Consider the following 14,811-nt stretch of genomic DNA (forward strand, 5'->3'; position numbering starts at 1 on the left):
AGTACTGCAGTCATTGTAATTCGAAAAGTATGACAGGTGACTGTCACACTTTTGTCCCCGATTCCGTTATTTTTTATCAAACGCTCTTATTCAAGCAGCCTAATGGCTTTATGTTCGCATGCGGGGTAGCGTATAATCGGTTTATCTTAGCTCATGCCAAGGAGGTCAAGTGATATGAAGATCAGTGAATTATCGCAGCGCAGCCAGGTCAGCGCACGCTCGATCCGGCATTATGAACAAAAAGGCCTGCTGGAAGCCGACAGACTCGATAATGATTACCGCCATTTTAACGCGTCCGCCATCGAACGGGTCAAAATGATCCAATTGTACTTAAAGCTGGGCTTGACCACGGATCAAATTCGCGTATTGTTTCGCGGTGAAGTCGCTTCGCCGGACGATTATGAATATTGCGAAGAAATGCTTTCCTTTTATGAGGACAAATTAAGCAGCGTGGACAGTCAGATTGCAGCGCTCCATGAATTGAAACACCTGCTGGAAAGGCAAATCTCCCGGACCCTTGGCAAAAAGAAGAGTCAGCAGCAACCCTCCGCAACGTGATAGAATGAAGTGTACATCTGAAATGGAGGATATCTACATATGGACAATTTCGAGAAAAATCTGGAGAAATACGCGGAGCTGGTCGTGAAAGTTGGCGTAAACGTTCAACCGGGCCAAGTGCTGATCATCAATGCCCCAATTGAGACCGTAGAGCTGACACGCCGCATCGTGGCCAAAGCATATGATGCAGGCGCCAAATATGTGCAAGTCGACTGGGAAGACGAAAAAATCACCCGAATCCGCTATGAGAAGGCACCGGAAGATTCCTTCCATTATTATCCGCAATGGCAGGCCGACGCCATGCAGCAGCTCGCTGAAGGCGGAGGAGCCATTCTGCGCATTAAGGTTCCGGATCCCGAACTGTTCCGCGGCATTGATTCGGTAAAAGTATCTACAGCCGTTAAGGCTGCTGCCGTGGCTAACGAAAAATATCAGGTATACGTCCGCAACAATAAGATCAGCTGGTCGCTGATTAAGGCGCCTACCCGAGCCTGGGCCAATAAAGTATTCCCGGACCTCCCCGAAGAAGAGCGCATCCAAGCGATGTGGGATGCCGTATTCCTGATGAATCGGGTAGGCAGCGAAGATCCGGTAGCCGCGTGGCGGGATCATATCGCCGGACTGAAGCTGCGCCAGAACCACATGAATGCCAAACGCTACAAGAGTTTCCACTATCGTGCGCCGGGAACGGATCTGCGCGTCGACATGCCGGAAGGTTATCTCTGGCTCGGCGGCGGTGACGAGAATGAGGCCGGGGTGTATTTCGTAGCGAATATGCCCACCGAAGAAATCTATACGATGCCTCATCGCACGGGCGTGAACGGGACCGTATCCAGTACCCTTCCGCTGAATCTGAACGGCCGCCTGGTGGAAGGCATAAAGCTCACGTTCAAGGACGGTAAGGTTGTTGCATATGAAGCCGAATCCGGACGGGAGCATCTCACGACGCTGCTGGAAACGGACGAGGGCGCCTCGTATCTTGGAGAGATGGCACTTGTGCCGCATGATTCGCCGATCTCGCAACTAAACCGCGTCTTCTATAACACCGGCATCGATGAGAACGCCTCCTGCCACTTTGCGCTGGGAAGCGCCTATCCCGTGAATATCGAAGGCGGCACCAAGATGAGCAAGGAAGAACTGCTGGCTCGCGGAGCCAATGTCAGTCTGACGCATGTCGATTTCATGATCGGTTCCGCTGAACTGGACATTGACGGCGTGCTGGCGGACGGTACGATTGAACCCGTATTCCGCGGTGGACGGTGGGTCTAAAGTTCGTTTGGGTAAATTGGGGCTCCTTAGCGTGCCGTTTGGCGACATATGACCGGGGGCAGCCCTTTAAGCCTTCAACTGTAAAAAAGGCGGACACTGGAGCAATTGCTCCATGTCCGCCTTTTTCTATGTTCTACATTCGTATGGTTACTTTACTCCGCATGCTCCAGCATCCGAAGTATCATCATGACCGCTTCCGCACGGGTCGCAGATTCCTGAGGAGCAAACCGGTTACCCGAACGGCCGTTCACGATGCCGGCCTCGGCCGCGGCTGCGATTTCCTTCTCTGCCCAAGCCGGAATATTCTGCTGATCGCGGAAGTCCGTTCCGGCACCTGGCTGGGTAAGGCCTAGGTAGCGTGCGATCATCACCGCCATTTCCGCACGGTTAACGGATTCATTCGGTTTGAATGTCCCATCTTGATATCCTTTCACGATGCCTTCGGATACGGCCCATTGAATCGCTTCAAGCGCCCAGGATCCGATGGAGGAGCTGTCTTTGAAGCTCAGTTTCTCAGATCCCGCTTGACCTTTCAGTGCCTTGGCCATCATCACCATAAATTCGGCACGCGTGACCTGACGTTCCGGTTTGAAGGTTTGATCCGGATAGCCGCCAACGATGCCGAGCGAAACCGCCTGCTCAATCGCAGATGAAGCCCAATGTCCGCCGATGTCGGTTAACAGCACCGACTGGGGTTCCGGTTTCGGTTCTTCTGTCACTGCTTTCACCTTACGGTGAATGGTTAATTGATAGGTTTTGGTCGCACCGTTCTCGGCCCGAACCACCAGCTTCAGGACGTTATCCCCTTCCTTCAGCCCGATGACCTGATCATTCTTCAGAGGCTCTCCTTCCAGAAGGACAGCGGCCTTGCCATGCGCCGCCCCAACGCGAAGCTGTACGGATTCCGCATCCGTTTCAAGCCGGTACTCCGTCGTGCTTTCGTTGAACGCAGGGGTTAATGCAGCCGCTACGCCGCCAATGATGACTTCCAGCGCTTTTAATTGATTGTTTCCTGACAATGGGACTCCACCGCCAGAGGATTCCGATCCCGATCCCGATGACGGAGGATTCTCGGATGAAGGGATCACCGAAGCGTTATAGGCGCGGATCGCGGCTTGCAGTGCGGTCATTGCGTCCTTGACATCCTTCGCAGTTGCATGATCCTGCTGCGCTATGGCGCTGGCGTTTGCAATCGCGTCACGGAGCGCTGACCTTGCGCCTGCAGGATACTGCCCTGGCGATGAGCCTTCCCGTGTTTCGTCGAGCCTTTGCTGCGCCGAGGCGATTAATCCGATTAACTCGCTCTTGTCCACTCCTGCAGCCGAAGTCGTGACCGAGTTATGGAGTCCCACGCTCTCACCAGCAGCGTTATAAGCTTTGACGGTAAAATGATAACGCGTATCCGGCGTAAGCCCGGCTGCGGTATGCGAATACACATCGCCGGTTACGGTCACCACCGGTTCCTCCCGGCCTTTCAAATATACGCGATATCCGTCCACGCCATCGCTTGCAGCCGCCTCCGGCCAGCTCATGGTTACACGGCTCGATGTGATCTCCGAAAATTCCAACTCCCCGGGCGTCCATACCGGCGCACCCGGTACGTCTACAGCACTCGTGATCACCGTTAAGATCTCGCTTGGTGGCGATTCCGCTCCATGCTGATCCGAGGCGGTTACTTTGAATTCGTACGGCGTATCCGGCGTAAGCCCTGTCGCTTCGTATACGCTGTCCGTAACGGTAGCCACTTGCTGTCCGTCCTGATACACATGATAGTTCACGACTTGCTGGTCCGGACGGTTCACAGGGTCCCAACCGATTTGAACCGAGGACGACGTGACCTGAAGTGCTTTCAGATTGGTTGGGGCCGCGAGATCCCCTTCATCCGTTGTGAATGTCCATACGTCCGATACCGTTCTTCCCCCGAATTCATCTTGGGCGACGGCATACCAGGAATAGGTTCCGTTGGATAACAGTCCTGCCCACGGCTGAGTAACTTCCGTGCCGCTCGCTGCGTTTTGCGGCGTACCGATGGCCTCTCCTCTCAGATGATTCACCTGGATCGAATCGGTGGCTACCCGCTTCAGTTTCGGCTCAAGATCCAGGTTCATCGTAAATTCATCCACGCCCGGATTCGTATAATAATTGTACTTATCCAAATAAGGAGAGTACGTATTCACGTAAATCTGATTGCTTTCCTTATCAAAATGCAGCAGTCTCAAATATCCGCTGCCGCCGTCCGCATGTCCTTGATAGTCCGCCAGCATCTGATACACGGTTCGGTCCGTATTGCCGTCGCCATCATCGTCCAATTCGTTCTTAAGCAGGCTGGCTCCCGTGTAATGGCCGCTCAGTACGGCAACCACGTTCGGATTAGGGACGACTACTTCCTTGTACAACTTGTTGCCTACGCCGGAACGCGTTCCGTTCGCGAGCATGTAATCATGGAAATTCAGGAATGCCATACGATCCGGATATTCAGCCAAAACCTCGTTCATCCACTTGATATCCTCGTCTTCGATGCCCCATCCCATATACATCATGATGAAGTCGTTGCCTTCGACGGAGACCAGATCGTAATGTCCCCGGTTGTTCTTGTAGGAGCCTCCGTAATAGGGCTGATCCTTATAACGGTCTTCCCCGAAATATTGACCGTAAGTTGTGTAATCCCAATCATAGCTGCCCACGTCATGATTGCCGGCAAGCACGCCGTGCGGCAGCTTGGCATCCTCCAGCATGTTCATGTATGCATCGGCACGTTTCCATTGGTATTCGGCTGTTGGGTCATTCACGATATCACCGGTATGGAACAAATATTTGATGTTCATCTCATCGATGGAATCAACGATCCATTCGAACTGCTTTTGCTGAATACGCGGATAGAGCTCCGTCAAGAACTGCGTATCGGATACCCATACAAAGGTGTAATCATAATCCCCTCGGGAAGGAATTTCATCCTGTACGATCACATCAACTTTGTTGTTCTGTACATAGTCCGCTGCCGTCAGTTCGCCTCGAAGCGTAAAATCATCTTCAGACTGGGCAATATGCTTGGTTATTTCCGTCCATTTGCTCAGCTTGTGGTTCCACGCATACATTGTGACCTTGCGGCCGGACACCGTGTGTCCTTCCCAAGCGACTTCGACGCTGTCGCCAGGCTCAACGGCATGCTCCAGCTCTGCCTCGAACCGGATGTAAGGGAATTGAGACGTTGAATCTACGGTGACATATTCATCGTTGGATTCGGATACCCGCTTCAATTCCTCTTCGGTCAGCACAGTTTCGCCCGCAGGGAATCTATCCTTTGGCGGTTCTTCGTCCGAAGCGTTCTTGGACAATTTCACCCGATACCCGCTTAAAGCATGATACGAATAAGCCTGATGGAAGGAGACCTCGAGCTCGTCATCCGATGGATCGCTGACTTGAACCTTCAGCTCCGGCGACAGCCCGGTGCCGCTCTCCTTATCTGCCGGCGACACCAATACAGGTTTATTCGGATGCTCCTGAGCCGTGTTAAACGTCACGGTTCGTTCCGAGCGGTTGCCGATCTTGTCCACTGCGCGAATTTCCAGCTTATGACCGCCTGGTTCAAGCTCAGCCGAGGAAGTATTGTACGGCAACTGGATGGCGCGTCCATCAAGCGTAACCTCGACCCGGTCTACGCCCGATACGCGATCCGTGGCGGTCACATCGATCGGGATGCCGCCCTTGTAACTCTTGCCCTCTTCAACGGTTGCGCTAATTTCCGGTCCGTTGTTATCTACCAGAACATCGGCAGCTGCTTCAGACTGACCTTTGACCTTCAATTGAATGGAATACGTTCCGTCCGAGACGGCCGAGGTATCCCATGCGTAGGACAATGCATTTACTTTTTCGGCAGGAATGTCGAATTGAAAAGTTACGAAAGGCAGGAAACGTCCATCGTCGCCAAGGTCATGGATCCGTGCGGGATCGCTATATTGCGGATCCCGGATTTCCGTTCCGTCACCCAAGCGCAGCCGCACGTTGCGCGCATTGAAATCATCCATATTGCCCGTCGGCTTGTCGTCTTCGAAGTAGGTCTTCTCGTTATCGCCGGCCCGAAGGGTAATTTCGTTCGATCCGCTTGTCAGCCACTGCGGTTCGATCGGGAGCACGATGGTTTGATAACCGTCAATGTTCGCCTCCGTCTCGAAAAGAACCTCCTTGCCGATGGTTACCGTGTTGATCCCATCGTCAATGCCGTCGCCTTCAAATATAAAATAGGCGGAATGCTCCATGGCGGGATTACCTTGAACCGGCGTTCCGTCCACTTGAAGCTCCAAATCGGAAGGCCCAGCCCCATCAGCTGCACCCCGAATATACGTGATGCCCGTAACCGTTTGTTGATCTTTAACGTTCAGGCTCGCGCTTGCACCGCTGCCCGTGAGATCAACCTCATATTTAGGGCTCTCCACTTTCTTAAACGTGTTGGACACCGTGAAGAAATACTCCAGCTTGGCATGTCCCAGCAGCTCCAGATAAGGTATCGTATGATGATAGCCTTGCTGTCCTTCCTGAAGCTGTACGACCTTGTAATCGTTCTGTCCGTCGACACGATACGATAACGCGAGCGATGTCACCATGCGGTCATCGTGCGCTTCCGCGGCGATTTCCAGATTGTCTCCCGGCTCCACGTTCGTGGTGGTCGTCCGATTAACAACGGACGGCTCCTTGGTCACGTCGATATGTACCGGCCCGGCGGGCACTTCAGAATGCGCTAGCGAACCCGGCGTAGCCTTATGCTCCAGCTGGGAGATCCGCTGCATTTTAAGGCTGCCGTCTTCAGGATATTTATAGAAGATTCCCTGATCGGGGCCGTTATGAACATCACCGTCGTTGTAAAACGCGGACACGATCGGGCGGCCGGTGTTCGTCACGACCACAAGCTCCCGCATGCGCGAATTGGACATGCCGCCTGAGAATATTTTGACGACATCGGTGTTTTCGTTCAGGTTGGTACCGTAATTATGATTAAAATCAGCAATCGTGGATTTGCTGTTCTGGCCGTTAATGATCCAGAATACCAGCGTGCCTCCGGATGGAATGGTCACCTCGTCGGGTACATGAGCCCACAGGGTGTCGCTCTCCAAGTAACGGTAGCGTATCTTATAATTGCTGAAATCGATGGCTTGATCGGTATTGTTGTAAACCTCGATAAATTCGTAACCGTCGGCGGTTCCTACGTTCGTGGAATCAGGCACAAGCTCGGTGATCAGCAGCTCGGGCACGGGGTTAAGCGCGGTGGATGTCTGGGCGGAAGCTTGTCCTGCGAGAGCAGTAAACGAGGCAGACATAACGATACAAAGAATCAAGAAACAGGAAATACATCGTTTAAGGACGATCTTAGACATGGAAAACCTCCTAGAAATGATTTTTTGAGCAATCAATTCAGTTTCCCAATTCTCCAGGTCTCCATGGGATCTCCAAATGATAATTAAAGCGTTTTCAACATAAAATCCCTCGCGATTTCAACGTAGGCTTTTTCCCCTTGAGGGGTCCTTTTCCTCTTCACCTCCCAAGATCAATAATTGCATATTCCGATCGTTTTTTAAACCACTTTATGTAAAATTTGATAAATGATATAAAGGTCCCGATATTTGCTGAACATCTAGTACAATAGGACAACTTAATGCCGCGTCTTTCTGTCCATAGCATTTGATCACCTGTTTCTCAAGGTACATATTTCAGGATCAAAATAACCTTTATTGTTCGATACTTCAGCACTATGAACGGCTTATTTTCAATTCATCTTTGAGCAACAACTTCCCGCTCCGGCGTATCTTACATCCTGCACCTACTGCTTAATCCGCACAAAAAAAAGACCCCGCGAATGATATCGCAGGATCCTTATCAGTGGGAAGCGATTTTATTATTCATTATGCAGCAATTTTCCAATTGCTAGGGTGCCTTACCTGAAAAGAATCGAAGAAACTTCGCTCTCCTTCTCCTTTTGCGAGTGTTCATGGCGAATCAACTGCCTTTCGGAATGACATGATGTTCTTCCGTCCGTCGATTGACAATACCACTTCCCACTTGTTCTATATTTACCCGGTCCACGGGAAGTGAAACACGCCGGCCCAAATTTCCTTCGAAATCGGATGCCGCCTATGCCTCCTCCGTCACCTTGAATCCATTATCGCGGCTGTTCATTTTGCATCGTTCGGGACAGCTCTACCAGCTTGTTCATGGTTTTCCAATTCCGCATCGTCATCGGTACGCCGAACTTTGCCATTTGCGCCGCCAGCTTGGAATTCCGTACGCTTTCCTTAAATAGTAAATAGATTTCTTCTCCGAGTGCTTCAAAAGTTTCTTTATCGTTCACGTAGAGCCTCAATTTCTCAACGTCATCGGGAGCTGGCGCATCCGGCAGCATGGCAACATAAAGACTCTCAAACTCTGATGCTGCCTCCGCTGCACGTATCGTTTCTTCCGAAAAAGGACAATGCCGGACGATGCCCTCGATTTCCTGCGAGGTTCTGAGTATCACGGTTATCGGGAAGCCGAACGTTTCTTGTATTCCTTGCTCCAGTTGGACCTGCAGCGTTTTCTTGGAGTCCGCAGATTCGAAGAGCACGTTTCCGCTCTGAATGTATGTCTGTACCCGGGCTAGGCCCATGCCTTCAAGCATTTTTCTTAAATCGGCCATTTTGATTTTATTGTGTCCGCCGACATTGATTCCTCGAAGCAAAGCGATGTAGATGGTCATTTGAGCATCCTTTCCATGATCATGCCTGCCGTTTTCTCCCCGTTCGCGATGCAGTCCGGGATCCCCACGCCATAATATGAGCAGCCGGCAAGCATCACGTTAGGATAAAGGTCTTCCATTGCGTGCTCCAGCGACTCCACGACCTGCCTGTGCTTCAGATGATAGTTCGGCATATTCTCATGCCATTTGGTAACTTCGCAGGACACGGGCTCAGCCTCTAAACCTAAGCTGTGACGAATATCCTCCATCCCGACATGCTTCAATTCTTCGTCCGACAATCGAATCAATTGGTCATAATGCGGACTGGAGCTTTTGTAGAACAATCGCATCAATAACCGATTATTCTCGGAGGTATGCTCCCATTTCCGGCTCGTCCATGTGCATGCGTCACACTTCAGCTTCGTCCCCTTGGCCGTAATAAACCCCGTACCGTCGTATGGGAGCTCTTCATCTCGAATATCATAGGCCAGATACACGCTGATGAGGGACTTGGTATACAATTGGTCAAAATCCTCATGAAGCCGCGGATCTTCCAGAAGCTCCTTCGCGCTTGATCCCAGCGTGCTTATTACAACAAAATCGGCTTCCATCTGTTCGCCGTTCGCCAGCATCAATTGATAGCCGTTAGGCGTCCTCTCCAGCTTCTCTGCGGCAACGCCCTTGCAAATCTTCGCGCCTGCTTCTGTCAGGCTCCGTTCCAGTGCGTCAATCAACACCGAGACACCGTTTTTGAAGGAAAGGAATTTCTTATTGCCGGTGCCTAGGAATTTCTGTTTGTTCCCGGCCAAACCACCCATGATGCTGCCATAGGTATTTTTGTACTCCAGCAAATAGGGGAATGTGGACGCAATGGTCAGGTCATGGAGCTCCCCGGAATAGACGCCCGATATGACCGGAGCGATCTGGTTCTGAACGATTTCCCTCCCTAGAAAGGACTCCAGGAATTCTCCCAGGGAATCATGCTTGGTGAACGTCTCATTCGGCGTGTAATAGTCCTTGAGCGCTTCCACCTTCCCCTCCGCGGATACCAGCTCGCTTTCGGCCAAGGATTTCAAGCTAAGCGGTATGCCGAATACGCTCTCCTCGGGAATTTTTTTTAGGCCGTCGGTTGTATATATGAAAGAAGTCCCCGTGGCATTGTACACAACCTGGTCCGTTATCTGAAGCTCCTCCAGAAGCGGCGCCACATTCGTTTTCCGGGATACGATCGAATCCGCTCCGGTTTCCATAATAAATTCACCGTTCTGGACGGTTCGGATTTTGCCTCCCAGCACATCGCTTGCCTCAACCAGCACCAAGTCCATGTCCCGTCGATGATGTTTCAGCTCTTTTTGCAGATAATATAAGGTCGAAAGTCCGGTAATGCCGCCGCCGATGACTACGGTAGTTGTCACTGTACATACACCTCTATTATGTAGGTTTATATCAATAATATATAATGTTACGTTACCATTGTATCCAATTCCTAAGTATATCATAGTGACCGTTCATTCGTTGGGGGCCATTCCCTCAATATTGTGAACAGAACCGTCCACACAGCCACGGGCTTCCCGGGCAGCACCCCTGAACAATTTATACATTGTGCGTGCTGCACTCATTATCCAGGTGCTGGGATGGTCGTCGACAGCAAAAAACCCCGCGAGATCACTCGCAGAGTTTTTTTCGTGGGAAGCGGTTATATCCATTCTGACGCTATCATTCCATTGCTTTAATAACTTAAGGTGTACGCCGGAATAATTCAGGCTGTGCCGTCCTTATTCCTTGTTACGTTGTACATGGGTATCAAATCCTTTCGGTAATTCCGACTTAACGTCTTGTTATCCGTCTGGTGTTGATGTGTTTCCACTTCCCACTTAGGATATATATACCCGGTGCATGGGCGATGAAACAGGTCAGGCATTCCTTTTTTGCGCCGCCCGGGTACGTCTTAATTATCCTCGGTCAATACTTCGAGCAAGCCCGCCGGGAGCTCATACTTGCGGTTGTTGATCTGGATGCTTTTTAATTCCTCCAGCAGCGAATCGTCGCTTTCCGAATCCTTAATGGCCTGCACTTCGCGGTGCAATTGCTCCATCTGACGGTCCAGCGCGTTGGCGGTATCCGCCGCCTTCTTAAGCTCTTCGAGCAGGTGCTGGGGAACCGACTTATTATATTTGTAAAAGATTTTATGCTCCAGACTCGCCCAGAAATCCATGGCAATCGTTCGAATCTGGACTTCAACGCATACCTTCTCCACCCGGTCAGAGAAAAAGACGGGCACTTCCACTAACAGATGCAAGCTTTGGTATCCGTTCGGCTTCGGATTCTTGATGTAGTCCTTGACGTTCAGGACCGTTAAATCGCTTTGATTCTGCAGCATGTCGCTGATTTTGTAAATGTCGGTAATGAATGAACAGGTGATTCGTAAACCCGCAATGTCCTTAATGTTATCTTCTATGGAACGGAGCGATATGTTTCCGCCCTTGCGAAGCAGCTTCTTCATGATGCTCTCCGGCGATTTCAAGCGGGATTTCGTGTGCTCGATCGGGCTATAGTCATGAAGAGCCTGAAACTCTTCTTTTAATATCTCCATTTTGGTTTCGATCTCATCTAAGGCGAATTTGTATTTCATCATGAATCGGGTAATTTCGTTCCGAATGATTTTGAGCTGTTCGATTTGCAAAGAATTCATGGGATACTTCCTTTCGATTGTGTGATTCAGAGCCGTGACGACTCGAGTAGTAAATAAAAACAAAACGCGTTGCTAACATTCTAGAAGTTCTGTCCCTCTTTAAATAGTAGTTGATATTGAGGTGCGACTGCAACTTTAGTGCAATAACGTCAAAAAGACGCCGCAACTACAAACGTTGCAGGCGTCTTTATCTTATGCTTATTCATTCCAATTATTGCGGCAAGGATTAAGCCGCTAAACCAACCTGGAATCAGGAGGACAATCCAGCAAACATCTGGCTCAATTTTGCAGCAGCTTCGATCTCCAAGGCCTTGATCTCCTCTACCAGCGATATCGCCGTTGCTGCTTGTTCTGCCGAATTAGGCTCGCCCCCCTTCGGAAATGGAAACATCCCATGCAAAACGGTGAACTTCTTGCAAATCTCCGTATACAGCGCAGCGGCATCTTCGAACGATGTCGTCAGATCCGGCCCGTCCTCCATGGCTTTCGGCCAGGCGGTCACCAGTTCCTTGAAGAACTCGGCGGCATAGTACCGTGCGTCCCGCAGCACTTCGATATTGTAAGCATGACCATTCGGCTCTATTTCACGACCATGCAGCGATTCTATCCAAGCATCGTAGGCCGCAATTCCCTTCACAGCCGTCGGCACCGCGTTTTCCTTTCCTTCATATAAAGCGGTGGCGGTTTCCAGTGCCAGTCGCAGCTGCTGCCGAAGCGTCAAATCCACGGAACCCTCAATCGCCAGGACGAATATTTCTTCCAAGACGCTCTTGCCTAGATTTTCGTATGGGAGCGTATCAACTCTTCCGCACTCCTCCGCATATAAGGTTCTCGTCTCGTCATCGTACCCGTACAGCGTTCCGAACTCCGGAAAGAAAATATCCCAGGCCAGGACGGGATATCCGCGATCCAATGAGGCATGGATCAAATCAAGGGCTCTTGGCAGCTCTTGATGAATGCTGCGTTTATTCATCGCTCCCTTTTCCATAAGGGCAGGATCCAGCAGATTGGCGTTTGTCCCGATGCCGTCCGACATGCCGTCGACGAATTTGGAATGGAAGCCGATATTATGAAGGCCGCGGGATAAAGATTCGCCGAAAAAATAGGCGGTCGGGCCCGCGATATGGACATCATTCGGTATGATATTGATCCGGAATGCATGCCCAGTCAGCCCCATGACCATTGGCAGCGATAGCTTGCGGTCTGTAAACTGAAGCATTTTGTACGTGGCGTCCGCTGCGGATGTCCAGGTTTTGGTTTCCTTCATCGGTCCTTCGTAAGGCAATATGTTCTTCTTCATAATTCCCAAGTCCCTTCTCGTCTTAATATAAGAGTCAACGGTAACGCGGATTTTTTCTTGGATCACTTTTTTCCGTGATCTCGAAATAATCTGATACACATTGGCCGAAGAGAGCTGAAACAAGTCGGCAATTTCCTGCGGGGACAGCTGATCGAAAAAATGGGATTCGAAAATAAGCCTTTCGCGCGGCTTCAGGCATTGAATGATGCCGGTTAAAGCACGCAGCGTTTCCTGCTGCACGATACGCTCCTCCGGTACGTTAGAACCCGTGGCCGCTTCGCTTGCGGAATGGTTGAGCCTGCCCAGAATGCTGTCCAGATCGTTCCATTGCTCCAGACTCCCTGAACCGTTGACTCTTCCCATGCCTTCTAGCTCGGTGAAAGTCTGCTCTTTGCACGCGGAGCTCCCTTTAAGGCGGGTATAGGCCTGATTCCGGACGATGCGGTGCATCCATGGAAGGAACCGCCGGGCATCCACCAATTTGCCAAGATGCATGAATGCTCGGATCAGGGCATCTTGCACCACGTCTTCTGCTAAGTAAGACTCCCGCGTTATCGCTCTGGCATAGCCATACACCTTGGAGCGATGGCGCCGAACAAGCTCCCCGAATGCTTCCCTTTCCCCTGCCTGCGAGTATTTCACCAGTTCGTCATCTTCCATCTCATCCCATTGAATCGCTAAGTCTGCGGTCGTTTCCAATTGCTCGAACCCTCTTTCGTATCGTTGACTACTTATATGACTTGAGAAGATCGTCATTTCTGACAATATCACCCGAGAAATAGTATAGCTTTTTTTGCATTTGAAGCGACAAAAAAAAACGTTCCAAGCTGACCTGCACCCTCGGTCGCTTGGAACGTTCTCCGGCTTTTCACGCTTATATGGCATCTGCGGCTGCCTGTTGAGCCTCCCGGCGAAAATGTCCCGGTTCAGGACGCGTTAGGCCCAGATGCTCCCTCAGTGTATTGCCGCTGTATTCGGAACGGAACAGGCCCCGTTCTTGCAGCACCGGGATAACCGCATCCACGAACTCGTCCAGATCTCCCGGCAGCACCGGAGGCATGATATTAAATCCGTCGCAGGCATAACCTTCGAACCAATCCTGCATCATGTCGGCCAGCTGCTCGGGCGTCCCGACAAATGGCATGTGACCTCTCGAGGTTAGTATCTTTCTCCCTAACTCTAGGATCGACAGATTATCCTGATAAGCCATGTCCATATATAACTGGACCCGGCTTTTCATGCCGTTGGAGGCGGCCACGGGGTCCGGGATGTTTCTAGGCAGCGGCTGGTCCAGCGGATAACCGCTCAGATCGAAATTCAGGAACCCGGACAGAACGGCGATCGCCGAAGCTGGCGGAATCAATTCCAGCAGCTCGTTCGCTTTGCGCCGTGCCTCCTCCTCGGTTGAGCCGATGACAGGCGACAGGCCCGGCATGATTTTCAGGCTTCCGCTTGCCCTTCCATAATGGGACAGCTTCGAGTGCACGCTGGCGTAAAACGCCTGCGCTGCCTTCTTGGACTGCTGTGCCGTAAAGATGACCTCGCCATATTGGGCGGCAAAGTCCTGTCCCGGACCAGAAGAACCGGCCTGTATCAGGACGGGGTAGCCTTGCGGCGGCCTCGGAACGTTCAGCGGGCCTTTCGTGGAATACCATTGCCCGTTAAAGTCCACGGGACGCACCTTCGCTCCATCGGCAAATTTCCCGGACTCCCGATCCAGCACAAGGGCATCGTCTTCCCAGCTGTCCCATAACCGGGTAACCGCTTCAACAAACTCGCGTGCCATTTCGTAACGCAAGCCATGCTCCGGGTGCTTCGGCTTCCCGTAATTATGGGCTTCGATATCCAGCTGGGACGTCACGATATTCCAGCCCGCTCTTCCCCCGCTGATCCAATCGAGAGAAGCAAATTTCCGAGCCACGTTATACGGTTCATTGTACGTAGTGGAGACCGTAGCGGTCAGCCCCAGTTTGTCCGTTACGGCGGAGAGTGCGGATAACAGCGTTAACGGGTCCAGCATGCCGGAAGCGGAATTTTCGACCTGGGTCACGTACAGCAAATCGGCAAAAAACATCATGTCGAACTTTCCCCGCTCTGCCGTGGCCGCCAGCTGCTTATACAGCTCAATGCCAAACATGCCCTCCACGTCCGAGGCTGGATGACGCCACCCGGCGTGATGATGTCCTGCATAATAGATAAACGCTCCCAAATGCATCTGATGAGCTCTGCGGTTGGTTGTCCCCATCTTCGTAACCACTCCTGTTCATATAAAATAGTCAGCCAACCATC

8 protein-coding genes are annotated in these 14,811 nt (G+C 51.4%); 2 read left to right on the forward strand and 6 right to left on the reverse strand.

The genetic code is table 11. The features are described from left to right. Nucleotides 1-174 precede the first annotated feature (174 nt). Together MHI43_RS19440 and MHI43_RS19445 are read left to right on the forward strand one after the other, a co-directional pair. The gene (locus MHI43_RS19440) at nt 175-558 is read left to right on the forward strand and encodes a MerR family transcriptional regulator (protein WP_009591074.1); all 384 of its coding nucleotides are present in this window, start codon (nt 175-177) and stop codon (nt 556-558) included. Nucleotides 559-597: 39 nt separating this feature from the next. Continuing rightward, a complete protein-coding gene (locus tag MHI43_RS19445; protein ID WP_036661236.1) occupies nt 598-1,827 on the forward strand; it encodes an aminopeptidase in 1,230 nt (409 codons plus the stop codon). Between the two features lie 152 nt (nt 1,828-1,979). On the opposite strand, the gene MHI43_RS19450 is transcribed toward MHI43_RS19445, so the two are convergent. The 6 genes from MHI43_RS19450 to MHI43_RS19475 form a co-directional block, all read right to left on the reverse strand. After that, nucleotides 1,980-7,196: an S-layer homology domain-containing protein gene (locus tag MHI43_RS19450; protein WP_036661239.1), complete on the reverse strand. Its 5,217-nt coding sequence runs from the start codon at nt 7,194-7,196 to the stop codon at nt 1,980-1,982. Nucleotides 7,197-7,978: 782 nt separating this feature from the next. Next, entirely contained in the window at nt 7,979-8,551 is a 573-nt protein-coding gene (locus MHI43_RS19455) for a DUF1697 domain-containing protein (protein WP_036661241.1), read from the reverse strand. Continuing rightward, nucleotides 8,548-9,945, reverse strand: a complete 1,398-nt coding sequence (locus MHI43_RS19460; RefSeq protein WP_036661243.1) for a protoporphyrinogen oxidase — start codon at nt 9,943-9,945, stop codon at nt 8,548-8,550. Before MHI43_RS19460 ends, MHI43_RS19455 begins: the two co-directional genes overlap by 4 nt. Nucleotides 9,946-10,478: 533 nt before the next feature. Next, a complete protein-coding gene (locus MHI43_RS19465; RefSeq protein ID WP_015736042.1) occupies nt 10,479-11,222 on the reverse strand; it encodes a GTP pyrophosphokinase family protein in 744 nt (247 codons plus the stop codon). Between the two features lie 250 nt (nt 11,223-11,472). After that, complete coding sequence (locus MHI43_RS19470) at nt 11,473-13,221, reverse strand: sigma-70 family RNA polymerase sigma factor (RefSeq protein ID WP_015736043.1); 1,749 nt, start codon at nt 13,219-13,221, stop codon at nt 11,473-11,475. A 175-nt stretch (nt 13,222-13,396) separates the two neighbouring features. Beyond that, the gene (locus tag MHI43_RS19475) at nt 13,397-14,767 is read right to left on the reverse strand and encodes an LLM class flavin-dependent oxidoreductase (RefSeq protein ID WP_015736044.1); all 1,371 of its coding nucleotides are present in this window, start codon (nt 14,765-14,767) and stop codon (nt 13,397-13,399) included. Between the last annotated feature and the right edge of the window lie 44 nt (nt 14,768-14,811).

Origin of the sequence: Paenibacillus sp. FSL H8-0457 (genome assembly GCF_038051935.1) — a bacterium.
Lineage (GTDB): Bacteria > Bacillota > Bacilli > Paenibacillales > Paenibacillaceae > Paenibacillus_AQ > Paenibacillus_AQ lautus_A.